The organism is Bradyrhizobium ottawaense, from assembly GCF_002278135.3.
Lineage (GTDB): Bacteria > Pseudomonadota > Alphaproteobacteria > Rhizobiales > Xanthobacteraceae > Bradyrhizobium > Bradyrhizobium ottawaense.
Window position 1 is genome coordinate 3,660,759 of sequence record NZ_CP029425.2, and the last position, 25,133, is coordinate 3,685,891.

General features: G+C 66.2%; 21 protein-coding genes. 8 read left to right on the top strand and 13 right to left on the bottom strand.

The annotated features are described in order from the left end of the window. Nucleotides 1–11: 11 nt before the first annotated feature. The 3 genes from CIT37_RS17445 to CIT37_RS17455 all read right to left on the bottom strand — a co-directional run bounded on the left by CIT37_RS17445 (nucleotide 12) and on the right by CIT37_RS17455 (nucleotide 3,281). Complete coding sequence (locus CIT37_RS17445) at nucleotides 12–863, bottom strand: fumarylacetoacetate hydrolase family protein (protein ID WP_095426260.1); 852 nt, start codon at nucleotides 861–863, stop codon at nucleotides 12–14. 25 nt (nucleotides 864–888) lie between these two features. Then, nucleotides 889–2,412 carry a bifunctional 3-(3-hydroxy-phenyl)propionate/3-hydroxycinnamic acid hydroxylase MhpA gene (gene mhpA, locus CIT37_RS17450; protein ID WP_095426261.1) on the bottom strand — a complete coding sequence of 508 codons (1,524 nt, stop codon included), beginning with the start codon at nucleotides 2,410–2,412 and terminating at the stop codon, nucleotides 889–891. Nucleotides 2,413–2,489: 77 nt separating this feature from the next. Continuing rightward, nucleotides 2,490–3,281 (bottom strand): DNA-binding transcriptional regulator, encoded by a 792-nt coding sequence (locus CIT37_RS17455; RefSeq protein WP_095426262.1) that lies wholly within the window; start codon nucleotides 3,279–3,281, stop codon nucleotides 2,490–2,492. A gap of 144 nt (nucleotides 3,282–3,425) precedes the next feature. Here CIT37_RS17455 and CIT37_RS17460 point away from each other — a divergent pair, with 144 nt between their 5' ends. Continuing rightward, complete coding sequence (locus CIT37_RS17460; protein WP_038972911.1) at nucleotides 3,426–4,409, top strand: VOC family protein; 984 nt, start codon at nucleotides 3,426–3,428, stop codon at nucleotides 4,407–4,409. 21 nt (nucleotides 4,410–4,430) lie between these two features. Here CIT37_RS17460 and CIT37_RS17465 read toward each other — a convergent pair whose 3' ends face one another. Both CIT37_RS17465 and CIT37_RS17470 read right to left on the bottom strand, forming a co-directional pair. Then, nucleotides 4,431–5,093 (bottom strand): response regulator, encoded by a 663-nt coding sequence (locus tag CIT37_RS17465; RefSeq protein ID WP_038972910.1) that lies wholly within the window; start codon nucleotides 5,091–5,093, stop codon nucleotides 4,431–4,433. Further along, complete coding sequence (locus CIT37_RS17470) at nucleotides 5,090–6,472, bottom strand: sensor histidine kinase (RefSeq protein ID WP_095426263.1); 1,383 nt, start codon at nucleotides 6,470–6,472, stop codon at nucleotides 5,090–5,092. The genes CIT37_RS17465 and CIT37_RS17470 overlap by 4 nt, the downstream gene beginning before the upstream one ends. A 191-nt stretch (nucleotides 6,473–6,663) precedes the next feature. Here CIT37_RS17470 and CIT37_RS17475 point away from each other — a divergent pair, with 191 nt between their 5' ends. Next, on the top strand, nucleotides 6,664–7,578 hold the full coding sequence (locus tag CIT37_RS17475; RefSeq protein WP_161966423.1) for a DUF3280 domain-containing protein: 915 nt from the start codon (nucleotides 6,664–6,666) through the stop codon (nucleotides 7,576–7,578). Here the strand turns inward: CIT37_RS17475 and CIT37_RS17480 are convergent. The 3 genes from CIT37_RS17480 to CIT37_RS17490 are packed head-to-tail and all read right to left on the bottom strand — an operon-like array spanning nucleotide 7,568 to nucleotide 10,600. Beyond that, entirely contained in the window at nucleotides 7,568–8,599 is a 1,032-nt protein-coding gene (locus tag CIT37_RS17480) for an L-idonate 5-dehydrogenase (RefSeq protein ID WP_038949991.1), read from the bottom strand. The two genes, CIT37_RS17475 and CIT37_RS17480, sit on opposite strands and share 11 nt — an antisense overlap. A 21-nt stretch (nucleotides 8,600–8,620) precedes the next feature. After that, nucleotides 8,621–9,388 (bottom strand): glucose 1-dehydrogenase, encoded by a 768-nt coding sequence (locus tag CIT37_RS17485; RefSeq protein WP_028140915.1) that lies wholly within the window; start codon nucleotides 9,386–9,388, stop codon nucleotides 8,621–8,623. Nucleotides 9,389–9,400: 12 nt separating this feature from the next. After that, nucleotides 9,401–10,600, bottom strand: a complete 1,200-nt coding sequence (locus CIT37_RS17490) for a mandelate racemase/muconate lactonizing enzyme family protein (RefSeq protein ID WP_028140914.1) — start codon at nucleotides 10,598–10,600, stop codon at nucleotides 9,401–9,403. A 182-nt stretch (nucleotides 10,601–10,782) separates the two neighbouring features. Between CIT37_RS17490 and CIT37_RS17495 the strand changes: the two genes are divergently transcribed. Beyond that, nucleotides 10,783–11,550, top strand: a complete 768-nt coding sequence (locus CIT37_RS17495; protein ID WP_038972905.1) for a GntR family transcriptional regulator — start codon at nucleotides 10,783–10,785, stop codon at nucleotides 11,548–11,550. A gap of 24 nt (nucleotides 11,551–11,574) precedes the next feature. Further along, entirely contained in the window at nucleotides 11,575–12,939 is a 1,365-nt protein-coding gene (locus tag CIT37_RS17500; protein WP_028140912.1) for an MFS transporter, read from the top strand. A gap of 68 nt (nucleotides 12,940–13,007) precedes the next feature. Here the strand turns inward: CIT37_RS17500 and CIT37_RS17505 are convergent, their stop codons facing one another. The 4 genes from CIT37_RS17505 to CIT37_RS17520 form a co-directional block, all read right to left on the bottom strand. Further along, nucleotides 13,008–13,244 (bottom strand): hypothetical protein, encoded by a 237-nt coding sequence (locus tag CIT37_RS17505; RefSeq protein ID WP_026202394.1) that lies wholly within the window; start codon nucleotides 13,242–13,244, stop codon nucleotides 13,008–13,010. A 127-nt stretch (nucleotides 13,245–13,371) separates the two neighbouring features. Continuing rightward, nucleotides 13,372–14,622: an arsenic transporter gene (locus CIT37_RS17510; protein WP_161966424.1), complete on the bottom strand. Its 1,251-nt coding sequence runs from the start codon at nucleotides 14,620–14,622 to the stop codon at nucleotides 13,372–13,374. A gap of 25 nt (nucleotides 14,623–14,647) precedes the next feature. Then, nucleotides 14,648–15,922 carry an MFS transporter gene (locus tag CIT37_RS17515; protein WP_095426265.1) on the bottom strand — a complete coding sequence of 425 codons (1,275 nt, stop codon included), beginning with the start codon at nucleotides 15,920–15,922 and terminating at the stop codon, nucleotides 14,648–14,650. Nucleotides 15,923–16,148: 226 nt separating this feature from the next. Continuing rightward, nucleotides 16,149–18,626 carry a hybrid sensor histidine kinase/response regulator gene (locus CIT37_RS17520; RefSeq protein ID WP_038972903.1) on the bottom strand — a complete coding sequence of 826 codons (2,478 nt, stop codon included), beginning with the start codon at nucleotides 18,624–18,626 and terminating at the stop codon, nucleotides 16,149–16,151. Between the two features lie 213 nt (nucleotides 18,627–18,839). On the opposite strand from CIT37_RS17520, the gene CIT37_RS17525 reads away from it, so the two are divergent. From CIT37_RS17525 to CIT37_RS17540, 4 genes are all read left to right on the top strand, one after another. Beyond that, nucleotides 18,840–19,922 carry a zinc-binding metallopeptidase family protein gene (locus CIT37_RS17525; protein ID WP_095426266.1) on the top strand — a complete coding sequence of 361 codons (1,083 nt, stop codon included), beginning with the start codon at nucleotides 18,840–18,842 and terminating at the stop codon, nucleotides 19,920–19,922. Between the two features lie 173 nt (nucleotides 19,923–20,095). Next, nucleotides 20,096–22,111, top strand: coding sequence for an acetyl-CoA carboxylase biotin carboxylase subunit (locus CIT37_RS17530; protein ID WP_038974943.1), 2,016 nt, complete (start codon nucleotides 20,096–20,098; stop codon nucleotides 22,109–22,111). A gap of 148 nt (nucleotides 22,112–22,259) precedes the next feature. Continuing rightward, nucleotides 22,260–23,126 carry an isocitrate lyase/PEP mutase family protein gene (locus CIT37_RS17535; RefSeq protein ID WP_028140586.1) on the top strand — a complete coding sequence of 289 codons (867 nt, stop codon included), beginning with the start codon at nucleotides 22,260–22,262 and terminating at the stop codon, nucleotides 23,124–23,126. Continuing rightward, entirely contained in the window at nucleotides 23,123–23,422 is a 300-nt protein-coding gene (locus CIT37_RS17540; RefSeq protein ID WP_018320639.1) for an acylphosphatase, read from the top strand. Before CIT37_RS17535 ends, CIT37_RS17540 begins: the two co-directional genes overlap by 4 nt. A 173-nt stretch (nucleotides 23,423–23,595) precedes the next feature. On the opposite strand, the gene CIT37_RS17545 is transcribed toward CIT37_RS17540, so the two are convergent. Beyond that, nucleotides 23,596–25,116 carry a PAS domain-containing hybrid sensor histidine kinase/response regulator family protein gene (locus tag CIT37_RS17545; protein WP_095426267.1) on the bottom strand — a complete coding sequence of 507 codons (1,521 nt, stop codon included), beginning with the start codon at nucleotides 25,114–25,116 and terminating at the stop codon, nucleotides 23,596–23,598. Nucleotides 25,117–25,133: the final 17 nt, after the last annotated feature.

A 25,133-nucleotide genomic window follows, 5' to 3' on the forward strand; every position in this document is an offset into this window, starting at 1 on the left:
CGAAGGCGTGGTCAGGCCGGTTCGGCGACGACCGTGTTGCGCAAGGTTCCGATGCCCGAGATCTCGACCTCGACGGTGTCGCCCGGGCGCATCCACAGCGGCGGCGTGCGCTTGGCGCCGACGCCGCCGGGCGTGCCGGTGACGATGACGTCGCCGGGAACGAGCGGGCAGATCGTGGAGATGTAGGCGATCAGCTCGGGAATGCCCGTGATCAGGAGGTCGGTGGTAGTGTCCTGCACGACGGCGCCGTTCAGGCGCGTCCGCAAGGTGAGCTTCGACGGATCTGGAATCTCGTCCGTCGTCACCAGCCACGGACCGAAGCTGCCGCTATCCGCAAAGGTCTTTCCGGAAAGGAACTGGCTGGTGTGGCGCTGCCAGTCGCGGATGCTGCCCTCATTGTAGCAGGAATAACCGGCGATGTGATCGAGCGCGTGGCCAGCCGGGATGTGCCGGCCTTGCTTGCCGATCACCAGCGCGAGCTCGCCTTCATAATCGAAATCGTCGCTCACTTTGGGCTTCACGATCGGCTGGAGATGGCCGACCTGGCTGCAGGGAAAGCGCACGAACAGCGCCGGCTTCTCGGTGACGGTGCGCCCGGTCTCGGCGACGTGGTCGCGGTAGTTCAGGCCGACGCAGATGATCTTGCCGGGATCGGGGATCACCGGTGCGAAGGTGACTTTGTCGAGCGGATGATCGGGCGCAGCGGACGCGACGATCTTTGCCGCCTCGCCAAGGCGACCGGCTTCGAGCAACTGCCGCAGCGTGGCGCAGGGCGCCATGCGCGCGCCGAGATCGACGACGCCGTTGTCCTTGACGGCGCCGAAAGAGGCGCGTCCGCCGGCGACGAATGAGAGCAGCTTCATGAGATGTCCTTGAAAGTGGGTTCGATCAGGCCGCGGACGGCGCTTGGGTTAAGGGAATCTGGGTTGCAGGAATGGCGGCGGCGACGAGTCGCTCGAGCTCGGGCTTGTCGCGGGCGGTGCCGCGGATGTAACGGTCGGGACGAACCAGTGCGGCGATGATGCCGTGCTTGCGCAGCCAGTCTCGGACGCCTTCGGCGTCGTCGCCGGCGAGGATCTCGATCCCGGCCTGCGCCAGCGCGGGGCGCGACGGCAGTACGGCCGCAGCCTCGACGAGCAGCACATGATGATAGCCGGCCCGGTCGTCGCTGCGGCCTCCGTCGCGCAGCATGAATTGCGGTGCGAGATGGCCGGCGAGCGGCAGGTCGCTGAACGTGAGCCCGGGGCCGAGCAGGGGCTTCTTCACGTCCAGCTTGACCGGCGCGTTCTCGCGCGCTTCGCCGGCAGCAAGGCCGGCCTCGATCGCCTTGGTGTTGATCACGCCGCCGAGACGGATGGCGAGCTCGATGAACTCGCGCACATGCGGCTGGCGCTCGCTCTGGTAGGTGTCGAGCAGATCGGGTGCGGCGCCGCCCTGGATGATTGCGGCGAGCTTCCAGGCGAGGTTGGCGGCATCGCGGATGCCGGCGCACATGCCCTGGCCGAGGAAGGGCGGGGTCTGGTGCGCGGAATCGCCCGCAAGAAACAATCGGCCGCTCCGCCATTGCCGTGCGATGACCGAATGAAACGTGTAGACCGCGGCGCGTTCGAGCTCGGCATCATCAGGCGTGATCCAGCGCGACAGCAGGTCCCAGACCTTTGCCGGTTGCGCGATCTCCTGAGAATCCTCGTCCGGGAGGATCGTGATCTCCCAGCGGCGCCGCGTGCCGGTGCCGCGCACATAGGTCGCCGGCCGCCTTGGATCGCAATGCTGGAGACTGTAGTCGCCGAGATCGTCGCGCGCGCGCTTGAGCAGCACGTCGATCACCAACCAGCGCTCGTGGAAGCCGAGATCGTCCATGCTGGAGCCGATGAAGCGGCGGACCAGCGAGCGGGCGCCGTCGCAGCCGATCACATAGCCGGCGCGGACCTCGCTGAGCTTCCCGTTCGAGAGGTCCTCGTAGCGGACGCGCACGCCGTCTTCGTCCTGGTCCAGCGCGAACACGTCGCAGCGGCTGCGCAAGGTGACGTGCGGCCAGCGGGCGAGGCCGCTGATCAGTACGTCCTCAAGATCAGGTTGGTGAAAGCGGTAGCTGAGATGCCAGCCCATCGGCGTCAGCGTCTGCGGGCGCGACCAATCCAGCAACATTTTGCCGTTGGCGTCGAGGAAGAGCATGCCGGGGCTCAGGATGACATGCGGCAGGATCGCGTCGGCAAGGCCGACGGTCTGGAATACGCGCATGCATTCGTCGTCGAAATGCACCGCGCGCGGCAGATGATAGGTCTGCGTCTCGCGCTCCAGCACCAGTGTCCGCACGCCGCGGAGGCCGAGCAGATTGGCAAGTGTCGCACCAACCGGCCCGCGGCCGACGATCACGACATCAAATTCTTCGGGGGCGGATTTATCTTGCATGGGGCTATCTCTTCCCCAAGCCGCGCCGCAGCATCAACGCCGCCGCGCCAAGTGTCCGCCCAGCGGACGGACGGAGTCTAGACCTCGACCGGGATGGCCGCGGCCGTCTCCTGAAGCTGCGCTGCAAATTGCGCAATTGCCTCCTCGATCCCCAGTGCCGAGCGAATCCAGATGATGGAGATGCAACCGAACACGACGCCGCCTCGGACGATGGGTACGGCGATCGAAGCCGTCTTGGGATTATACTCGCCCTCGCTGCGGATCGCGTAACCGCGCCGGGCAGTCTCGGCAATCATGCGGTCGAGGCGGGCTTCGTCGAGAAAGGGGCGGTCGTCGGACTCGTCGATCCGGCGCAGATGATTGACGATGAGGTCGCGCTCGCGCGCCGGGCAGGCGGCGAGATACGCGCGCCCGGCAGAGGTTCGCAGCATCGGCAGACGCTTGCCGATCATGCCGCGGTCGATCGAGAGCGGGCTGCGCGAATGGGTGGTTTCCTGCACCACCATCGCGGCGTTCTCATAAGTCGAGAGATCGACGGGCCAGACCAGGGTCTTGCTGAGTTCGGCAAGATAAGGCGCTGCCGCCTGGCAGATCACCACGCCGGGGTCGTAGCCATCGCCGAGGCTCAGCGCGCGCCGGGTGACGCGAAAACGGTCGTCGCTGGCGCTGCGCGCGATATAGCCAAGTTCCTCCAGGGTTTCGAGCAGGCGATAGACGGTCGGGCGGGGCAGGTCGAGCGCGCGAGCAACGTCGCCGGCACGGATGCCGCCCGAGCGATTGACCTCTCGCAGCACGTCAAGTCCGCGCTTAAAGGCGCGGACGCCTTCCGACTGCCGTGGTGCGCCCGTCCCCGTCCGCTCCTTGGACACTTCGCATTTCCTCCCTTGTGGCGCACGGTCCCGCGATTATCGTTGCGAACGCGAAGCGATTGCGGAACGCCACCGTAGAATCGTGCGCAGCCGGTATCAAGTTCGCCGCATTGCGGCACACGCGATGCCTTCGGGAGGAATTCGATGGAAATCACCGCGCTCGGTTATATCGGGATCAACTCATCGCAGCTCGATCAGTGGGGCCGGATGGCGACGGGGCTGCTCGGCATGCAGCAGGTCGATCGCGGCGGCAAGATGCGCGCGTTCCGCATGGACGATCGCAAGCAGCGGCTGATCGTCGACGGCAGTAGCGACGCCGGCCTTGCAGTGATGGGCTGGGAAGTTCCATCCATGGCAGAGCTGGATCAATTGGCGGGACGGCTCGAAACCCACGGCGTCAAGGTGACGCGCGGCTCGCGCGCGCTGGCCGACGAGCGGCATGTCGCCGAACTGATCGCGTTCGTCGATCCCGCCGGCAACCGGCTCGAGGCCTTCTGCAAGCCGGAGCTTGCGAGCGAGCCGTTCAAGCCGAGCCGACCGATCTCGGGCTTCCGTACCGGCGCGCTCGGCATGGGGCATGTCGTGCTCAACGTGGAGGATGTCGAGCCGCTTTTGCCGTTCTACCGCGACCTGCTCGGCTTCCACGTCTCGGATTTCGGGCTGAAGCCCTATGGGCTGTATTTCTTCCACGTCAACGGCCGCCACCACAGCTTTGCGATGGTCGGCTCGGGGCGCAAGGCGATGCATCATTTCATGGTCGAGCTCGGCAGCCTCGACGATGTCGGTCAGGGCTACGACCTCGCGCAGCTGGACGAGGGCCGTATCGCCTATACGCTGGGCCGGCACACCAACGACCACATGACCTCGTTCTACGTGAATACGCCGTCCGGGTTCTTCATCGAATATGGCTGGGGTGCGCGCGTCATCGATCCCGAGACCTGGCAACCGCACGAGACCTTCGACGGCCCGTCGCTGTGGGGCCACGAGCGGCTGCATATGCCGGAGGAGCAGCGCAAGCGCCTGCGCGACATGCGGCTCGATGCGGCAGCGCGCGGCGTTCGCGTCGCTGATCCCCGCGTGCCGCCGCTCAACTGCGCGTGGCTGGACCAGGTGGTCGCGCGCGAATAATCGACCGCTTCTCGGGGTCTATCACGCTTCGCCGAGATCCGGCTCGGTCAACAGTCCCTGGCGCAAGGCGAGGCGGACCAGCTCGATGTCGGAGCCGACGCCGAGCTTGTCCTTGATCAGGGAATGCAGGTTCGCCACCGTCTTCGGGCTGACATGCAGCGTTTCTGCAATCTCCTCCGTCGTCCGCTCCGCGAGCAGCAGCCGCATCACCTCGAACTCGCGCGCGGTGAGGACGTCGGCGGCCGAGCTTTCGCCGCCGAGCCGGCTCAGCGCCAGCTCGTGGTCGATGTCGGGGCTGATGGCGATCTTGCCGGCGAGCACGTCCATCACGGCCCGTACCAGCGTTTCCGGCGGGCTGGTCTTGGTGACGTAACCCCTGGCGCCGGCGCGGATCGCCTGCACGGCGAAGCCCGCATTCTGATGCATGGTGAAGATGAGGATCCTGGCGCCCTTGTCCCATTGCCTGATCCGCCTGACGGCCTCGATGCCGCCGATGCCGGGCATGCTCAGATCCATGATGACGAGGTCGGGCGCCTCGGATTTGTACAGCCGGTAGGCCTCCGCGCCGTCGGACGCCTCGGCGATGACGCGCAGGCCCGGCTGCTTCTGGAGCACGGAGCGATAGCCCTCGCGGACCACGGAATGGTCGTCGACCAGCAGGATGGAGGCATCGGCCGCGCTCATGCCGCATGCTCCAGCGCCTGCCGCTCGGCGGCTGTGAGCGGAATGACGACGCGCAGCGCCGAGCCGCCGTTGGCACCGACTTCGAAGCTCATCCGGCCGCGCAAGGCCGCAACGCGCTCGCGCATGCCGAGCAGGCCCATGCCGGATTTGCTGGAGGCATCGTTCGGCCGGCCATCGTCGTCGATGGCAAGCGCGATCTCGTCTGCCGCCATCGTCAGATGCAGGTCCACCTTGGTGGCGCCGGCGTGCTTGGCGGCGTTGGTCAGCGCCTCCTGCACGATGCGGTAGAGGTTGGCGCTGATCGCGGCGGGCAGGGTCTCGACCGCGCCGTCGAAATGGATCGAAAAGCGCGTCTCGCCGCGGCTGCGTCCGTTCCAGCCCGCGACGAGGCCTTCCAGGCTCGCCACCAGCCCGAGCTCCTCGACGTCGGGCGGGCGCAGCCGGAACAGCGCGCCGCGCAGCGTCTCCATCATGCTGGTCGCGGTCCGCGCGATACCGTCGCATTCGCCGAGCAAAGCGGGGCAGTCCTGCGCGGCGGTCTGGCGGGCGGAGGAGGCGAGCGCGCGGATGGCGGCCAGCGACTGGCCGAACTCGTCGTGCAGCTCACGCGCCAGATGGCGGCGCTCGTCGTCCTGGAGCGCGATCAGCTTGCGCGTCAGCTCGCTGCGCTCGGCGAGCGCATTGTCGAGGCTTTCGGCGAGATGGTTGAAGCCGTCGCGGATCGCGGAGAGTTCGGCCAGATCGAACGGCGGCAGCCGCGCCGAGAGGTCGTTGGCGGCGATCCGCTCGAGGCCGTTGCGGATCAGGCGGGTCGGGCGCAGCGCGCGCGCCAGCGCGGCGTAGACCAGCAAGCACAGCAGCGGCAGCGCGATCGCAAGCGCAATCATCAGGCGGCCGGCCTCGTGCCAGGCCTCCGCCGTCTGCACGGCCGGATCGACCGAGACCACGGTCTCGCCGAGCTTGGCGCCGCGCACGATCACGGGCCGTGCCGCTTCGCGGCCGGGGTCGAACAGGCTGCGATAGAAGGCCGCGAAGACCTGCGGCGACGGGCTCTCCGGGGCAGGCGCACCGCTGCAGAACCGCTGCAGCATCTCGCCGCTCGGTCCACGGAATGCCAGACACAGGCCGGGCGTCATCACATAGGCGGCGACGGGATCGAGGTTCGGAAAGTCGCGCGGGCCGGCCACCCACTGGATCTTGCCCTGCTGCAGCTCCAGCGACTTCGCCACGATCGCGGCGATGCCGTCGATGCGCGTGTGCACCGCGCGGTCGGCCGCGATCAGGAAATAGGCGGAGATTGCGGCGAAGCAGGCGGCCGTTATGGCGGCCACGCGCAACGTCAGACGGACCTTGAGATCGAATCTCGGGCGGTTCCACATCGGGCAGCACCTAGCGCGAACAGGTTTGTCGCCGCCGCATTAAACGGCAGAACGCCAGCCGCGCAAAGCGCTACGCGTTACCGCAGTGCAACGACGTGAAATTTTCCCGGCGCTCGCCGGGACGGGCCCCGTTGCAGGGTGTAGGGCTGCTGCCGAGATTTGCCGATCGCTCCATCTGCGAGGCTCCGCTCATGTACCTCTCCCGGTTGATCCTCCCTGCTTTTCTCCTTGCTGTCCTCGTGGGTGTCCGGCCTGCCGGCGCGGGCACCGAGGCGGCCACCGCGGCACCGGCCGGCGTGTCGATCGAGGATTTCCAGTATCTGGATACGTCCGGCGAGCCGGTCGACCAGACCGCCGTCCACGAGAAGCGGCTGGGCGCGTTCATGGTCGCGCTGCGACGGGATGTCGGGGCGGACAAGCGCTATCAGCTCACGCCCGCCGGGCAAGCCGATGCAAAATTCAAGGTCGTCGGCGGCGTCCAGAAGACGAGCACGCTGGTGCAATGGGCGCGGGTCGCCGTGATCGATACCGCGGCCAAGAAGGTCCTGTTCGAGAAGCTCTACACGTTCCGCGGCGACAACGACGAAGCCTGGGACCGTGCCGAGGCGTTCCTCGCCCGCGAGGTCATCGCGGCGCTCGGCACGCCCGCGCCGGTCGCGCTCGCCGTGTTCGATTTCGAGCTCGAGGACATGACGGCCGCATCTGGGAGCACCTTGGCCGGTTCAGACGCATCGTACCTCGCCGAGACCACCGGCGGCGTGCGTGACGTGCTCGGCCAGTCCGGCCGCTACCGCATCGTCGAAATCGGCAGCGCGAGCGGCGAGGCGGTGAAGGCGCGCGCGTTACGCGACTGCGGCGGCTGCGAGGCGGCGATTGCGAAAGAGCTCGGCGCGGATCAATCGCTGATCGGCGTGGTGCGGCGGGTCAGCCGCACCGAATACACGCTCGGCTTCCAGCTGCGTGATGCCCGCACCGGCGCGGTGCTGGCGCGCGGCGACAGCGGCCTGCGCCTCGGCGCGGACTATTCGTGGAAACGGGGCGCCGTGCGGCTGGTCAGCGACCGGCTGATCGAGGGCCAGCAGGCCGCCGACGCAATTAGAAAGTAAGCTGCACCTTCATCGACTGTGAGCGGTCGCTGGCAAGCTCGAAGGCGGCGACCGCGTTCTCGAACGGCATGGTGGCCGTGATCAGCGGCTTCACGTCGATCAGGCCTTCGCCCATCAGCCGCACCGCCAGCTCGAACTCGGGATCGAAGCGGAAGGTGCCGCGGAGCTGCAATTCCTTGGCGACGATGGAATTGATCGGCAGCGTCATCTCGCCGCCGAGACCGAGCTGCACCAGCGTCGCACCCGGGCGGAGCACGTCGAGCGCAGTGCGCAGCGCCGCCTGATTGCCGGAGGCTTCGAACAGCGTGTCGAACACGCCCTTGCCGGCGCGCCAGGGATCGAGCGCCGTGGCATCGGCCGCGACATTGATGGCATGCGTCGCGCCGAGTTTTCTCGCGACCGCGAGCGGCGCCTCGGCCACATCGGTCACCACGATCTCGGACGCGCCGCCGAAGCGCGAGACCAAAATCATCAGCGCGCCGATCGGGCCGCAGCCCGTGATCAGCACGCGCTTGCCGAGCAGGGGGCCGGCCTGCTTGCCGGCATGCAGGCACACCGCGAGCGGTTCGGCGACCGCAGCTTCCGCCAACGAGAGCTTGTCGGCGATCGGCACCGCTTGCGTGGCATCGACCGTGATGAACTCGCGAAAGCCGCCTTGCACGTGAGGAAAGCGCATCGCGCTGCCGAGGAAGCGCATGTCGAGGCATTGGTTGCGCATGCCTTCCTGGCAATGCAGGCATTGGCCGCACGGTCTGCTCGGATTGACGGCAACGCGCGTGCCTGTTTTCACGCTGGTGACGCCGTCACCGACGGCCGCGACCACGCCGGCGATCTCGTGCCCTAGCGCCATCGGTTGCTGGATGCGGACGACGCCGAAGCCGCCGTGATGGTAATAGTGCAGGTCGGAGCCACAGATGCCGCCATTGGCGATCTTGACGCGGACTTCGCCCGGGCCGGGCGCCGGATCGGGATAGTTGTCGATCCGCAGATCTTTCGGGGCGTGGATGACGACGGCGCGCATGGCTTGCTCCTGGTTCGCGGATCACATCGCGGCGATCATGCCGCCATCGACATAGATGATCTGGCCGTTGACGTAGGTCGAGGCGTCCGACGCCAGGAAGATCGCGGCACCGACCAGCTCGTCCGGCTTGCCCCAGCGCTTGGAGGGGATGCGGCCCATCAGCCAGTTGTTGAAATCGGTGTTGTTGACCAGCGCCTCGTTCATGTCGGTCAGCATGTAGCCGGGACCGATCGCATTGGCCGTGATGCCGTGCTGGGCCCATTCCACCGCCATCGAGCGGGTGAGATTCTTGATGCCGCCCTTGGCCGCGGTGTAGGGCGCGATGGTCGGGCGCGCGAGCTCGCTGCCGAGCGAGCCGATATTGATGATCTTGCCGTGCTTGCGCGGGATCATGCGCTTGGCCGCCTCGCGGCCGATCACGAAGGCGCTGGTCAGGTTGGTCTCGATCACCTTGCGCCATTCGTCGGTGGTGAACTCCACCAGCGGCTTGCGGTGCTGGATGCCGGCATTGTTGACGACGATGTCGACCGCGATGTTCTTCTTGTCGAAGTCGTTGAACGCCGCGACGATGGCGGGCTCGTCGGTGACGTTGAAGGCTGCGCCTTCGGCCTGATGCCCGGCGGCGCGAAACTCGGCGACGGCCTGCTCGACTCGCTTGGGATCGACGCCGTTGACGATGATCTTCGCGCCGGCCTTGGCCATGCCCTCGGCGATGGCGCGGCCGAGGCCGCGGGAGGAGCCGGTCACGAGCGCGGTGCGGCCGGAAAGATCGAAAAGAGAGGTGCTCATGTCAGAAAGTCCTTAGGCGTTGGAGCGACGCACGGTGAGATCGGAGCGGTCGAATACGGCGGGCAGGAGGTCCACGCCGAGACCGGGGCCTTCCATCGGATAGACAAAACCGTCCTTGATCACGGGCATCGTGGTGACGAGCTCATTGTACCAGCCTTTGTAGAAGGCGCGCACCGATTCCTGGATCAGCGTGTTGGGCTGGCTGAACGACATGTGGATGGCGGCGATGAAGCCGATCGGGCCGATGCAATCGTGCGGCGCGAAGGGCCGGTGATAGGTCTCGGCCATCGCCGCGATCTTGCGGCCCTCGGTGAGACCGCCGGTCCAGCACAGATCCGCCATGACCACATGCATGGCGTCGCGGTCGAGCATGTCCTTGTAGGGAAAGCGCGAGCCCAGCGTCTCGCTGGCGCAGACCCAGACGTCGGTCGAGCGGGCGTATTCGGCCAGCGCCTGCGGCGAGTTCATGCGGATCGGGTCTTCGTACCAGGTCGGCTTGTACGGCTCGAGCGCGCGCGCGATCTGCTTGGCGGTCGGCAGGTTCCACAGCGAGTGGAGCTCGACCATGATCTCCATCTTGTCGCCGACCGCTTTGCGGATCTTCTCGAACGGCTCGATCGCCTGCTTCATCTGGGCTGCCGTGATGTAGAGGCCCTTGTTTTCCTGCGCCGCCGGATCGAACGGCCAGATCTTCATCGCGGAGATGCCGCTCTCCAAAAGGCTTTCGGCCAGCGCATCGGCGCGGTTCATGAAGCCGTCGAGATCTTCATAGGGGCCCTTGGCGGCGCCGAGATTCCAGTTCGAGACCGGGCTGATGTTGGTCGAGCGGACATATTGCGTGCCGGCGCAGGTGTTGTAGATGCGCTGCTTGTCGCGGCAGAGGCCGCCGAGCATCTGGTGCACCGGCTGATTGCAGACCTTGCCGAACAGGTCCCACAGCGCGATGTCGATCGCGGAGGCCGCGCGATACTCGACGCCAGTGGAGGACTGCGCCATCGGCAGGTTCAGCATGTCGCGGTGGATCGCTTCGATGTGCAGGGGATTGCGGCCGAGCAGGCGGCCCGCAAAGGTATCGTGGATCTGCGCCTCGACCGCGCCCGCGCCGTAGAAGGTCTCGCCGAGCCCGATCACGCCGGTGTCGGTGTGGATTCGCACCCAGATGACGTTGGAGAATTCCTCGGTGCGCAGGGTCTCGATCGACGTGATCTTCACTGCAACAGTCCTCCCATGATAAGGCGCCTCGCGCCCGTCTTGTTGTTCGTGTCTGTGCCGGTCAAAACCGGCGATCTCGGTGGGCAGTCATACGCCCGCTTGTAATATATCACAACATGTTTTAAGGATGTCACAAATATGCCGCCGCTCGATCGCGCGAGCAGGGTGGCAGGGAGGACAACATGGCACGGCGCAAGCGCGCGCTCGAAGTGGTGAGAAGCGACCAGGACGGCGAGAGCAGGCCCTCCCGGCGCAACCGTCTCAACTTCTTCGAGCTGGCCTATCAAAGGATCGAGGAGCTGCTCGTTCATTGCGAGCTCAAGCCCGGTCAGTTCATGACCATGCTGGAATTGCAGCAGATCACCGGCTTCGGGCGCACGCCGGTGCACCATGCCGTCAATCGTCTCTCCGCCGATACGCTCATCATCATCCGTCCGCGCCACGGACTGCACATTGCGCCGATCGATCTTGCGCGCGAACGCATGCTGCTGGCCTTGCGCCGCGACATGGAGCGTTTCGTGATCCGCCTTGCGGCCGATCGCGCCAGCCTCTCGCATCGCAATCAGGCACTGCACATCGAACGTCTCCTGCGCGAGCGCCGTGCCAGCCTCACCCTCGACGAATTCAATCACATCGACCGCCGCATCGACGCGCTGGTGCTGGAAGCCGCCGGCGAGCCGTTCCTGGTGCACACGCTGCGGCCACTGCACACGCTGTACCGGCGCATCGGCTACATCCACCACCGCTTCATGCCGGGGCAGGCCGACCTGTCGGGCACGATCGATCGTCATCTCGCCATTCTCGCCGCGGTGGCCAGCCGCCGCGTCGACGACGCTGTGAAGGCGAGCGATGGGCTGATCGACTACATGGGCGAGATATTCACGGGCATGGAAGCGGGGATCGACCCGCGCCTGCTCGATTGCAGCATCGAGCCGCTGCTCGGCACGTAGCGAGTTTTGAAAAGAGGACCAAGCATGACAACGATGGTGATGCCACAACCGACCGCGAACGAAGCCGCGGTCCGCTACCTCATCACGAACTACAGTCCCAAGGGCAACAAGGTCGGCTGGCTGATGATGGCCTCGATCCTGGTCGAAGCCTGGGACCTCTATTCGATCGCCTTCGTGCTGATCTTCATCAAGGAGCAGTACAATCCCACGGCGCTGATGCTGGGCCTTGCCGCGGCGGGCACGCAGGGCGGGGCCCTGATCGGCGCGCTGCTGGGCGGCTGGCTGTCCGACAAGATCGGCCGCCGCGTCATGTTCCTGGTGACGATGGTGATGTTCATCGTGCTGGCGCTGGCGCAGGCCTTCGTGCCTGACGTCACCTGGCTCATCGTGATCCGCTTCCTGCTTGGCATCCCGCTCGGCTCGGACATCTCGACCGGCTACACCTACATCATGGAATCCATGGCCAAGGGCGAGCGCGAGGTCATGGGCAACCGCTGGCAGTTCATGTTCGCGGTCGGCGAGGTCCTCACCATCGGCGTCATCGTGATCTTCCTCTTGATCGACATGCAGCACGAGATGCTGTGGCGCGTGACGCTCGGCCTCGGCGCGGTGCCGGCGCTGATCATCCTTCTGATGCGCCACGACGTGCCGGAGACGGCGGTGTGGCTGGTGCAGAAGGGGCGCTATCGCGAGGCCAAGCGGGTCGCGCGCGAGATGTTCAACGACAATCTCGACATGCTGCCGGATCAGGATGTGGTTGTTCCGAAGACCAGCACGCGTGCGTTCCTCGCCGACCTCAAGAAGGATCCGATCCGCTGGCGCGCCACGGTCTACGGCTGGATCGCCTGTTTCACCCAGGCGAGCGAGTTCTCGACCTTCGCGTTCTATTTGCCGGTGCTGTTCGTGATGGTCGGCGTGTCGAGCGTGCTCGGCATCAACCTGGTGACGATGGCGCTGTTCTCCTTCGCCGCACTGTCCGGCTGGGTCGGGCCGCTGCTGACGCCGAAGATCGGCCACCGCGGCATCGCGATCGCCGGCTTCTCGATCGTGCTGGCCTCGCTGCTGGTCGCGGCCTTCGCGCTCTACACCGACAACAAGATCCTGCTGCCGTTCGCGGCCGCCGCGATGCTGTGGGGCCATTATTGGGACGCGTCGAACTGCATGACGATCCCGACCATGGTCGCCAAGCCGAAATATCGCGGCACCGCCAGCGGCTTCGCCTACATGTTCGTGAAGCTGCCGTCGTTCCTGGCGATTTTCCTGTTCCCGACGGTGTTCGCCGCGATCGGGCAGGCGAATGCCACGCTGATGGTCGCGATCTTCCCGCTGATCGGATTGCTCGCCGCGATCTTCATCCTGCCGGAAGTCTACGGCTACGAGAACGACTGACGATGCGCCACCCGGTCGCGGCGTCGTCGCCGCGATCGGGACTGATTTCGGGACGCTGCGGCCGGCGACTACGGGCTCAGGAAGACCGGATCGATTCCCATCCCATGGCCGAGCAGGCCGAGCGCCTGAAGCTGGGCGGAGTGGAGGTCGACCTCCACGATGACGAACAGTGTGAACAACGCCACTGCGGAGAAGACCAGCAGGGGATGGGCCGTCTCGACACCGCTCTCGCTCGCTGCGGTGAGGCTCCGGATCGCGCGACGCAGAAAGGAGCTCTGCGGCAACGCTTTCGATTGGATCTGCATGATGAACCTTCCTTGCCGCGTCATATTCGTCTGATTGGCGCGACAATGGAATTCTAGCCGCAGCGTCGCCGCCGGCATTGACGCACCGCAAATAGCTTCCACTGAATTTCGAGGGCCGAGGCCTGCGTTACCTGATCGCCGCTGCCAGCGCCGCGATCAAGGCGGGCGGCGTCACCAGCAGGCCAAGCTTGAGGAACGGCCAGGCGCCGACCTCGATCTTCTCCCGCCTGAGCGCGACCAGCCAGAGGATGGTGGCGAGCGACCCCGTCACCGACAGATTGGGGCCGAGGTCGACGCCGATCAGGATGGCGCTGACGACTGGGGCGGGCAGATGGTCGCTGGCGGCAACCGAGCCGGCGACGAGGCCGACCGGCAGGTTGTTGGCGATATTGTCGGCCAGCGCGGTGGCAATGCCGACGCTCCAGGCCGCCTTCGGTACCGATTGCGCCACCGCCTGGTGCAACAGCGCGCTGAGCTGCGCGATCACGCCGGTCTTGATCAGCGCCTCCACCATGACGAAGAGCCCGCCCACGAGCGGCAGCACGCTCCAGGACACGCCGCGCAGCACGGGCAATGGCGATTGCCGGCTGAGCAGCAGCACGATCGCGGCCGTCACGCCGCCGCAGATGAACGTCGGCAGCCCCAGTTGCTTGTCCAGCGCAGACGCCGTGACCAGCACGGCGCCGATCGCGACGATGCCGATCGCCGTCAGCTTGCCGCCGCGGCCGAGTTTTGGATGCGGCACGCGGCGCGCAATCGTCTCCTCCTTCAGGGCCCGGTGCTGGGTCAGGCGCAGCACGATGTAGGTCAGCAGGATCGACGCCGCCGAGGGCAGGGCGAACATACGCAGCCATTCGGTGAGCTCGGGCATGCGCGCGCCGAACACGACGAGATTGGCGGGATTGGAGATCGGTAGCACGAAGCTCGCGGCGTTGGCGATGAAGGCACAGACGAAGAGATAGGGCAGTGGCTTGGCGCCGGCCGCGCGCGTCGCGGCATAGACGGCGGGCGTCAGCACGATCGCGGTGGCATCGTTGGAGAGCAGCACCGTGACGAGCGTGCCGACGAGATAGATCAGCAGGAACAGCCGCTGCGGCGAGCCGGCCGCGTATTCGACCGCGAGCGCGGCGAGGTAGTCGAACAGGCCCTCGAGGCGCGCGAGCTCGGCGATCAGCATCATGCCGATCAGGAAGAGATAGACGTCGACGCCCTTCTCGATGCCGACAAGCGCATCCTGCCACGGCAGCAGGCCTGATAGTACCAGGGCGCCGGCACCGATCACGGCCCAGATCGCCTCGGGCAGGCGGAACGGACGGATGATGACGCCTGCGGTCGCAGCGACGATGATGCTCCAGGCCAAGATGGCGTCAGACGGCACGGTCAATCCTTGACGTGAAATGAGTTCATTCCGCAGCGATAGCGGATGCCGGCGCCGCTGTCTCCCCCCGTGGGCGTGGGCCGCCCTGTCGTGTCTCGGGCAGCGCGAGCATGCAGATGACGGCGCCGATCGCAGCGACGATGCCGAGGGTGATGAACGCTGCGCTGTAGCCCGCGCCGACCACGACGAAGCCGGCCAGCGTCGTCGACAGCGCAGCGCCGATGCTCTGGGCGGTGATGACGGCGCCTTGCGCGACGTTGAAGCGGCCGGTGTTGCGCATGAGGTCGGCGACGATGACGGGAAAGATCGCGCCGAAGATGCCGGCGCCGACGCCATCCAGCAACTGCACGCCGACCAGCCAGAATGGATTGTCCGAGAGCGTGTAGAGGGCGCCGCGGATCGGCAGGATCAGCAGCGCGGCGAGGAAGAAGCGCTTGTGGCCCCAGCGATCGGCCCGGGCGCCGACCAGCATTGCAAACGGCACCATCACCATTTGCGCCGCGACGATGCAGGCCGACATCAGGCTGGTGCCCATGTTCTTGTCCTGCAGCGCGAGTTTTTGTCCGACCAGCGGCAGCATGGCCGCATTGGACAGGTGAAACAGCACCACGCAGATCGCGAAGACGAGCAGGGGACGACAGGTCAGCAGCACGGAAAGGCCCGAAGGCCGCTCGGCTGCGCCGTTGGTATCAGCGTCGTGCAGACCGCGCGCGAGATCGTGATCGATGGCCCGTTCGGGGATCGCCAGGATGCTGACGAGACTCGCGATTGCCATCGCGCCGAGCAGGTAGAACACGACGGTCGGTCCGAACCAATAGGCGGACAGACCGGCCAGCCCCGCCGCCACAGCGTTGCCGGCGTGATTGAAAGTCTCGTTACGGCCGATCCGCCGGGTGAAGGCGGCATGGCCGAAGATGCCGAGCGAGATGGCGGCGATCGCCGGCGGGAAGATCACCGCGGCGGCCTGGGCGACCCCTTGCGAGATCGCGACAGGGAGGAAGCCCGGAAACAGCGGCAGCGAGAGCGAGGCCAGGGTCACCAGAATGGCGGCAATCATCATCGCGAGCCGCTTTGCCCGCGTGGCGTCCACCAGCGCACCGGCCGGTGTCTGCGCCACGATTCCGGCGATGGTCGCAATCGACATCACGAGGCCGATGCGCGCCTCATTCCAGTGTTGCTCGGTGAGGAGATAGACGGCGAGATAGGGCCCGAGCCCGTCGCGAACATCGGCGAGGAAGAAATTGGCCGCGTCCAGTGCGCGGCCGGCGCGCCTGTCCTGATCGGGATCTTCGCTGGGCATCGGTTACTCGATCGAGGCTGGGAATCGCTTCGGCAAAAACCGATCTCACGATAGCTTTGTTCCCGCCTCAAGACCTCACAACCGCGGGTTGGAACGGCGCAAGAGCTCCGTCATAGCGAGGAGCGGAGCGACGAAGCAATCCCGAGTCTCCCCGCGAAGGCAGTCTGGATTGCTGCGCTACACTCGCAATGTCGGAGCTTGCGACAGCGTCCCGCGCAATTCACTTTCACCTTGCCACCGACAGTTTCTCCGTGATCGCCTTGCGCAGGATGCGCGACAGCGATTCCACCGAATACGGCTTCTGGATCAATTCGAAACCGCGATGGGCGTTTTCTGCGAGCACGTTGCTGTAGCCGGAGGTGAGCACCACGGGCAGGCCCGGATAGCGCTCGCGGATGATGCCGGCGAGCTCGACGCCGTTCATGCCGGGCATGATGACGTCGGAGAAGACGAGGTCGACGGCGAATTCGTTCTCGCCGAGGATCGCCAGCGCGGCGTTGGCGTTGGCGACGCGGCGAACGACGTAGCCGAGATCTTCCAGAAGCTCGGTGGAGAAGCGGCCGACTTCGTCGTCGTCCTCGACCACGAGCACGCGATAGCCGCGCCCGGTGGCCGCGGCCTCATGGGTCAGTGCCGCGGCTTCCTTGTCGGTCGCGGGGCTTTGTGCCTGCGGCAGATAGATGGTGAAGGTCGCGCCTTTGCCCTGGGTGCTCGTCACCGCGACGTCGCCCTCGGACTGCTTGGCGAAACCAAAAGCCTGGCTGAGGCCGAGGCCGGTGCCCTTGCCGACCTCCTTGGTGGTGAAGAACGGCTCGAAGATCGAGTCGAGATGTTCCGGCGCGATGCCGCTGCCGGTGTCGCTGACGGAGATGGCGACGTAGTCGCCGCCGCGCGCCGATTGTGCGCGCAGGCTGGGAATCCCGGAGACCTTGCGCACGGCGATGATCAGGCGACCTTCGCCGTTCATGGCATCTCGGGCGTTGATGGCGAGGTTGATCAGAGCGGCCTCGAACTGGGCGATGTCGGCGACGGTAAAGCAGTCGGCATCGTGAATCTCCACCGCGATGTCGATACGGCCGCCGACCAGCGGTCGGACCAGCTGCGCGACGCCCTCGACCTGGCTGCCGACGTTGAAGATCTGCGGCTTCAGCGGCTGCCGGCGCGCGAACGCCAGAAGCTGGGCGGTCAATTTGGAGGCGCGCTCGACGGTCTCGGAGATGGCATCGACATAGCGGCGGCGGCGCTCTTCCGGCAGCTCGCGGCGGCGCAGGAAGTCGGTGGCCGAGCGGATGATTGTGAGGAGATTGTTGAAGTCGTGGGCGACGCCGCCGGTGAGCTGGCCGATCGCCTCCATCTTCTGCGATTGCCGCAGGGCTTCCTCGCCGCGCCGGCGTTCGGTGATGTCGACGGCTTCAGGGACGGCGCCGGTGATGTTGCCGTGGCGGTCGAGCACGGGGCGCATGCCGAAGTCGAAATCGCGCTCGCCGATGGGAAGGCGCAGCCGCATCTCCAGCCGCACGGCTTCGCCCTTGAGCACGGTGTGGAAGGCCTCGCGCACCTGCGCGCTCATGCCCTCCGTCGCGCTGAACCAGGGCGTCTCCCACAACGGCTTTCCGATCACATCCGACGAGCTCGCCCCGATGCCATCGAGTGCGGTGTTGTTGGCGTAAAGCAGCTCGCCCCTGAGATTGACCAGGCCTTGATACTGGTTGCTGGTCTCCAGGATCGCGCGCAGCCGCGCCTCGTTGGATTCGAGCTGGGCCGTGCGCTCGGCGATGCGCTCTTCCAGCGTCTCGTTGAGCTGCCGCAGCTCGATCTCGGCCTGCTTGGCGACGGTGATGTCGTGGGCGACGCCGATGAAGCCGATGTGCTTGCCGGTCGGGTCCCAGCGCGGCTGCGATTCCGAGCGCAGCCAGCGCCATTCGCCGCTGGCGTTCTTGTAACGCGCTTCCAGCACGAAGGGCTTGAGCGACGCTTCACCCTGGACCGATTGCTGCAGCACGTGCGGCAGGTCGTCGGGGTGCAGCACCTTGCGCCAGTCGAAGTCGATGGCCTCATCGTAGGGCAGGCCGACGAAATCGACATAGGCCTGGTTGGCGAAGGAGCGCTTGCGATCGAGCTTGGTCACCCAGATCGGCACCGGCGCGCTGTCGGCGATCAGCCGGAAGCGCTCCTCGCTCTCCCGCAGGGTCTCGCGCGCGAGCATCTGGTCGGTGATGTCGATATGGGCGCCGACGAGCCGGATGGCGCGGCCGTCCTTGTCGCGCTCGATCTTGGCGACGACCCGGATCCAGCGGGTCTCACCGTCATTGGGACGGACGATGCGGTATTCGGCGGTGTAGTCTTCGCTCGTACCAGCGAGTGCATCGACGAAGTGCTTGACGGTGGCGTCGCGGTCCTCGGGATGGATGCGATTGACCCAGTCCTCGTGCGACTCCTCCGCCGCCTCCGGCGGCAGGCCGTGGATCATGAGGTATTCGGGCGAGCGGCGGTTCTTGAAGCCTTCGCGAAAATCGACCTCGACGCCGCCGACCTTGCCGATGCGCTGGATGCGCGCCAACTCGGCCTCGCGCTCCTGGAGCGCGCGATAGGCGTTGTCGCGCTCGCGCGCGACGTCTTCGAGGTGTTGACGCAGCCTTTCGGCGGCGATGGTCTCGGGCAAGGGATCGTTCAAGGCATCGGCCGTTGTCATGCGGGAGCGCACGTGCCGGACCGATATTCACACAGACGGAGCGTGAAGGCCATTGTTTAGAGGAATTAGGCTGGGAAAGGCGCCATTAAACGGATGGCGGTGCGCATGAACGAACGCCGGGTCTGGCAATTTGTTCCGGAGACTGGAACGATCGGCCGGCGGACGCGTCTTCGCGAGGCGTCGCGAATGTCTTTGATAAGGCTCCCTTTCCGAAGAGGATAAATCTTGAAGCTCTTTGTCTGCCAGGCCTGCGGCAACGTTCTCTATTTCGAGAACCGTGCCTGCGAACGCTGCGGCCATCGGGTCGCCTTCCTGCCGGAGAAGGAGACGATGTCGGCGATCGAGCCCGACGGAGAGGCCTGGCGGATCCTGGCCGACAAGGGCGAAAGCCGGATGCTGTGCCGGAATGCCGAGTACGATGCCTGCAACTGGCTGACGGATCCAGGCGAGGGCAACGGCTATTGCCGCGCATGCCGCCACAACGGCATCGTGCCGGATTTGTCCGACCCCCGCCAGCTTGCCGGCTGGCGCGAGCTGGAGGTGGCGAAACACCGCCTGTTCTATTCCCTGATCCGCTGGAAGCTGCCGCTCCAGGCCCGGCAAGACGATCCCGAGCATGGTCTGATCTTCAATTTCCTCGCCGACGATCCGAACAGCGCAGAGAGGGTCATGACCGGCCACGACAACGGCCTGATCACGATCGCGCTCACCGAGACCGACGACATCGAGCGCGAGCGCCGCAGGCTCGAGATGGGAGAACCCTATCGTACGCTGCTCGGGCATTTCCGGCACGAAGTCGGGCACTATTTCTGGGATGTGCTGGTGCAGGGCGGCGGCAAGCTCGAGGAATGCCGCGCGGTATTCGGTGACGATTCCACCGATTACGGCCAGGCCCTGCGGCGTCACTATGCCGAAGGCGCGCCGCCGGACTGGCAGCAGAACTATGTCTCGGCCTATGCCACGATGCACCCCTGGGAAGATTTCGCCGAGACCTGGGCGCATTATCTTCACATCGTCGACACCCTGGAGATGGCCGCCGAGTTCGGCATGGAGGTGCGTCCCAAGGTCGACCGCGACGGGGAGTTGACGGCGCGTATCCGCTTCAACCCCTATGAGGCGAGGGACGTCGAGGCGCTGGTCAACGCATGGCTGCCCTTCACCTTCGCCATGAACAGCGTCAACCGCGCCATGGGCCTGCGTGACCTCTATCCCTTCATCCTGTCGCCCGCCGTGGTCGGCAAGCTGGGCTTTGTTCATGGCCTGCTCCGGGACGTCACCAGGTCCGCGTCGAGGCCCGGCAAGCCGTAGGTCGTCCGACGGCTTGTCAGCCCGGTTTCGGTCTTGCGCTGGTACGCCAGATGGCCCGGATTTAGACCGTTGCCTCCGGCCGATTTTGATGTACCACGGGAGCCACACGGCCCGTCCCATAGGCCCCAACGGCCAGGGAAGGGTCCCGCCCAAGGTCGAGACTCAAGAAAAGCATGTTCAAACGCATTCTGATCGCCAATCGCGGCGAAATCGCCTGCCGGGTCATCAAGACTGCCCGCAAGATGGGAATCGAGACGGTTGCCGTCTATTCCGAGGCCGACCGCGACGCCCTCCATGTCGAGATGGCCGACGAGGCCGTGCTGATCGGCCCGCCGGCGGCAGCCGAGAGCTATCTGGTGATCGAGAAGATCGTGGAGGCCTGCCGCAAGACAGGCGCCGAGGCCGTGCATCCCGGTTACGGCTTCCTGTCCGAGCGCGAGGCGTTTCCGCGCGCGCTGGAGGCCGCAGGCATCGTCTTCATCGGCCCGAACCCGGGCGCGATCGCGGCGATGGGCGACAAGATCGAGTCGAAGAAGGCGGCCGCCAAGGCCAGGGTCTCGACCGTGCCCGGCTATCTCGGCGTCATCGAGGACGACAAGCACGCGGTCAGGATCGCCGACGAGATCGGCTATCCCGTGATGATCAAGGCGTCCGCCGGCGGCGGCGGCAAGGGCATGCGCATCGCGCATTCGACCTCCGAGGTTGCGGAAGGTTTCAACCTCGCCAAGGCCGAGGCCAAGGCCTCGTTCGGCGACGATCGCGTCTTCGTCGAAAAGTTCATCGTCGATCCCCGCCACATCGAGATCCAGGTGCTGGGCGACAAGCACGGCAATGTCGTCTATCTCGGCGAGCGCGAGTGCTCGATCCAGCGCCGCAACCAGAAGGTCATCGAGGAGGCGCCGTCGCCGCTGCTCGACGAGGCCACGCGCCGCAAGATGGGCGAGCAGGCCGTCGCGCTGGCCAAGGCCGTGAATTACGACTCCGCCGGCACCGTCGAGTTCGTCGCGGGGCAGGACAAGAGCTTCTACTTCCTGGAGATGAACACGCGCCTCCAGGTTGAGCATCCCGTCACCGAGCTCGTCACCGGCATCGACCTCGTCGAGCAGATGATCCGCGTTGCCGCCGGCGAGAAGCTCGCCATCGCGCAGAAGGACGTCACGCTGACGGGCTGGGCGGTGGAATCGCGCCTCTACGCCGAAGACCCGTTCCGCAACTTCCTGCCCTCGATCGGGCGGCTCGTGAAGTATCGTCCGCCGGCGGAAGCCAGCAAGGACGGCATCACCATCCGCAACGATACCGGCGTCCAGGAGGGCGGCGAGATCTCGATCCATTACGATCCGATGATCGCCAAGCTCGTCACCCATGCGCCCTCGCGCGCGGCCGCGATCGAGGCGCAGGCGACCGCGCTCGACTCGTTCTATGTCGACGGCATCAGGCACAACATCCCGTTCCTGTCGGCGCTGATGCATCATCCGCGCTGGCGCGAGGGGCGGCTCTCGACCGGCTTCATCGCCGAGGAATTCCCCAAAGGCTTTGCGGTGCGCGTGCCGGAAGGCGAGGTCGCCCGGCGCATCGCCGCGGTCGGCGCCGCCATCGATCACGTGTTGGGGGAGCGCAAGCGCCAGATCTCGGGGCAGATGGGCGGCCGCGTCGTGCAGCGCGAGCGGCGCCGCGCGGTCTGGCTCGACCGCCAGGAGATCCAGCTCGAGGTCGGACGCGAAGGCGAGGCGATCGCCGTGCGCTTCATCGACGCCGAGGGCAAGGCCGGCAATTCGCATCTGCTGGCCTCGCCGTGGAAGCCGGGCGATCCGGTCTGGCAGGGCAGCATCGACGGCCACTTCGTCGCGGTGCAGGCGCGGCCGATCCCGAACGGCATCCGCCTCGCGCATCAGGGCGTCGAGGTCCCCGTCTATGTCTGGACCGAGACGGAAGCGACCTCGGCGCGGCTGATGCCGGTGACGACGGCCTCCGACACCGGCAAGAAGCTGCTGTGCCCGATGCCCGGGCTCATCGTCTCGATCGCGGTGACCGAAGGGCAGGAGGTCAAGGCCGGCGAGACGCTCGCGGTGGTCGAAGCCATGAAGATGCAGAACGTGCTGCGCGCCGAGCAGGACGGCACCGTGAAGAAGGTTCACGCCAGCGCCGGTGCGACGCTGGCGGTGGACGCGCTGATCCTGGAGTTTGCGTAAGGCGCTCCGGAGTACGACAGTCGACCCTCACCCTGAGGAGCCGCGCTTGCGCGGCGTCTCGAAGGGCGAGGCCACAGCCGGGCCTGCATCCTTCGAGACGCGCGCAAGAGCGCGCTCCTCAGGATGCGGAATTGAGAGTGAGGCACCCATGGCCTTTCGTTCCCGCCGCGAGAAACTGCGCCTCATCCTGTCGGGCTCGGCCTGCATCCATCCCGGCTCGGTCTATGACGCGATCTCGATCCGCATCGCCGAGGACCTCGGCTTTCCGCTTGGCATGTTCGGCGGTTCGGTCGCCTCGCTCGCGGTGCTCGGCGATCCTGATATCACGCTGATCACGCTCACCGAGCTTGCGGAGCAGATGCGGCGGATGTCGCGCGCAGCTAGCCTGCCGGTGCTGGTCGATGCCGATCACGGCTATGGCAATGCGCTCAATGTCCGCCGCACGGTGCAGGAGCTGGAGACCGCTGGCGCCGCCGGCCTCACCATCGAGGATACGCTGCTGCCGGCCGCCTTCGGTGAGGCGAAGACGCAGCTGATCTCGCTCGAGGAAGGCGTCGGCAAGATGAAGGCGGCGCTCGATGGCCGCAGCGATGCCTCGCTGGTCATCATGGGCCGCACGGGAGCAGCCTCGATCACCTCGATCGAGGACGCGATCCGCCGTGCGCAGGCCTATGAGGCGACCGGGGTCGATGCGCTGTTCTTCACCGGCATCAAGTCGCGCGCGGAGCTCGAGGCCGTCGCAGCCGCCACGCGCCTGCCGATCGTGCTTGGCGGTGCCCCGGAGGAGCTGAGCGCGCTCGACTATCTCGCCAGTCAGCGCGTGCGTATCGCGCTTCAGGGCCACGCGCCGATCGCGGCTGCGACGCAAGCCGTGTATGAAACGCAGAAGGCACTGCGCGAAGGCACGGCGCCGAAGGCGCTGAGAGGTCTGGCATCATCGGACCTGACCACCCGCGTCATGCGCGAGGCCGACGTCAAGGCGCGCAGCGCCGACTTTCTCGGGCTGAAAAAATGAGCCGGGCGATCCTCCAGGTGATGATCCGCGGCCGCGTCCAGGGCGTCGGCTACCGGGCCTGGGTCGAGTACCAGGCAACTGCGAGCGGCCTCGAAGGCTGGGTCCGCAACCGCCGCGACGGTTGCGTCGAAGCGCTGTTCGCGGGCGCACCGAAGCATGTCGCCGACATGGTCGCGCTGTGCCGCCACGGCCCGCCATCCTCGCGCGTGGACAGCGTGACGAGCGAGACCGCGAGCGCGGATGAGCTGAACCTGCGCAGGGCAGGGGAAGCGTTCTCGGTGTTGCCGACGGTGTAGGTGCTGTCTGCGCGCCGGCCGCATGGAAAGGTAAATGCCGAGCGGCTAAGTTGGTCTCGTAGGGTGGGCAAAGGCGCTCTTGCGCCGTGCCCACCACGACTTTCGCGATCGTCGTGAGATGGTGGGCACGCTTCGCTTTGCCCACCCTACGAAGTGTTCACCTCTCGAGAACCTCACCGCGGCAGCTTGGCGATCGCTTCGCTCAGCTCGTGGATTTCGTACGGCTTGCGCAGGATCGGGAAATCGCCGCGCACGCCGGCGGCGACGTCGCTGTAGCCGGTGGCGAGCAGGATCGGCAGGCCAGGACGGATCTGACGGAGGCGATGGGCGAGGCTGAGCCCGTCCATCTTGCCGGGCATGACAATGTCCGAGAACACGAAGTCGACGCCGCTATTCTCGATCTCGCGCAAGGCGGCTTCGGCGTCGGCGACCCGGTGGACGTGGTAGCCCAGCTGCTCCAGAAGACCGATGCTGACGAGCGCAACGTCGGGATTGTCCTCGACCAGCAGCACCGTGCCGCTGCCTTGGAAGGATGGTCCTTCAGCCGCTTCTCGCAACGGCGTGTCTTCTCCGCGCGGCAGCAGGATGGTGAACGTCGTGCCCTTGCCGAGCGCGCTTGCGACCTTGACGGTGCCGCCGGCCTGATGGGCGAAGCCGTGCACCTGGGAAAGGCCGAGGCCGGTTCCCTTTCCGATCGGCTTGGTGGTGAAGAACGGCTCGAAGATCTTGTCGAGAACGTCGGAGGGAATGCCGAGCCCGGTATCGGTGACGTCGATTGCGACGAAGTCGCCGGCAAGCGGCGCCTCGTCCAGCACGACATTGTGCGCACCGATCGTCACCGTGCCGCCGTCGGGCATCGCGTCGCGGGCATTGATGACGAGGTTGAGCAGCGCGGTCTCGAGCTCGGAGGCATCGGTCTTGACCGGCCAAACGTCGGGGCCGATGTCGAAGGCCAGGCGTACGGAACTGCCGACGCCGGCATCGAGCACCTCGCGGATCGCCGCGATGCGTTCGGCGAAATCGATCGCCTGCGGATTGACGCTCTGCCGCCGCGCGAAGGTGAGGAGCTGGTTGGTCAACGCCGCGCCGCGCTTGGTGGCGGTCTCGATCGCCGAGATCGCGCGCTGAACCTTGGCCGCGTCGTCGGGGCCCCGCTTCAGCATGTGCAGGCTGCCACTGATGATCATCAGGAGATTGTTGAAGTCGTGCGCGACCCCGCCGGTGAGCTGCCCCAGCGCATCGAACTTCTGGGACTCGGCGAGCTGCTTCTGCATCGCCTCGAGCTTGAGCTGCGTATTGCGGCGTTCTGTGATGTCGCGCGTGATCTTGGCGAAACCGACCAGCTCGCCGTCCTCGTAGATCGGGTCGATCACGACGCTTGCCCAGAAGAAGGTGCCGTCCTTGCGGACGCGCCAGCCTTCCTCCTCATAGCGGCCCTTTTCCCGCGCGATGCCGAGCGCGCGGGCCGGCCTGCCGTTGGCACGGTCAGTCTCGGTGTAGAAGCGGGAGAAATGCTGGCCGAGGATCTCCCCGGGCGAATAGCCTTTGATGCGCTCGCCGCCGATATTCCAGCTGGTGATGATCCCTCTGGGATCGAGCATGTAGAGGGCGTAGTCCGCAACTCCCTCAACCAACAGCCGGAAACTGCGCTCGCTCTCGAACAAGTCTCGCTGTTGACTGAACTTTCCGATCATTCCGGGACCCTGCCTCG

Excerpts from the sequence above, each read along its gene's own strand:
- CIT37_RS17445 (WP_095426260.1), bottom strand. The coding sequence starts at position 863 with ATGAAGCTGCTCTCATTCGTCGCCGGCGGACGCGCCTCTTTCGGCGCC.
- mhpA (WP_095426261.1), bottom strand. The coding sequence starts at position 2,412 with ATGCAAGATAAATCCGCCCCCGAAGAATTTGATGTCGTGATCGTCGGC.
- CIT37_RS17460 (WP_038972911.1), top strand. The coding sequence starts at position 3,426 with ATGGAAATCACCGCGCTCGGTTATATCGGGATCAACTCATCGCAGCTC.
- CIT37_RS17465 (WP_038972910.1), bottom strand. The coding sequence starts at position 5,093 with ATGAGCGCGGCCGATGCCTCCATCCTGCTGGTCGACGACCATTCCGTG.
- CIT37_RS17470 (WP_095426263.1), bottom strand. The coding sequence starts at position 6,472 with ATGTGGAACCGCCCGAGATTCGATCTCAAGGTCCGTCTGACGTTGCGC.
- CIT37_RS17475 (WP_161966423.1), top strand. The coding sequence starts at position 6,664 with ATGTACCTCTCCCGGTTGATCCTCCCTGCTTTTCTCCTTGCTGTCCTC.
- CIT37_RS17480 (WP_038949991.1), bottom strand. The coding sequence starts at position 8,599 with ATGCGCGCCGTCGTCATCCACGCCCCGAAAGATCTGCGGATCGACAAC.
- CIT37_RS17485 (WP_028140915.1), bottom strand. The coding sequence starts at position 9,388 with ATGAGCACCTCTCTTTTCGATCTTTCCGGCCGCACCGCGCTCGTGACC.
- CIT37_RS17495 (WP_038972905.1), top strand. The coding sequence starts at position 10,783 with ATGGCACGGCGCAAGCGCGCGCTCGAAGTGGTGAGAAGCGACCAGGAC.
- CIT37_RS17500 (WP_028140912.1), top strand. The coding sequence starts at position 11,575 with ATGACAACGATGGTGATGCCACAACCGACCGCGAACGAAGCCGCGGTC.
- CIT37_RS17505 (WP_026202394.1), bottom strand. The coding sequence starts at position 13,244 with ATGCAGATCCAATCGAAAGCGTTGCCGCAGAGCTCCTTTCTGCGTCGC.
- CIT37_RS17515 (WP_095426265.1), bottom strand. The coding sequence starts at position 15,922 with ATGCCCAGCGAAGATCCCGATCAGGACAGGCGCGCCGGCCGCGCACTG.
- CIT37_RS17530 (WP_038974943.1), top strand. The coding sequence starts at position 20,096 with ATGTTCAAACGCATTCTGATCGCCAATCGCGGCGAAATCGCCTGCCGG.
- CIT37_RS17535 (WP_028140586.1), top strand. The coding sequence starts at position 22,260 with ATGGCCTTTCGTTCCCGCCGCGAGAAACTGCGCCTCATCCTGTCGGGC.
- CIT37_RS17540 (WP_018320639.1), top strand. The coding sequence starts at position 23,123 with ATGAGCCGGGCGATCCTCCAGGTGATGATCCGCGGCCGCGTCCAGGGC.
- CIT37_RS17545 (WP_095426267.1), bottom strand. The coding sequence starts at position 25,116 with ATGATCGGAAAGTTCAGTCAACAGCGAGACTTGTTCGAGAGCGAGCGC.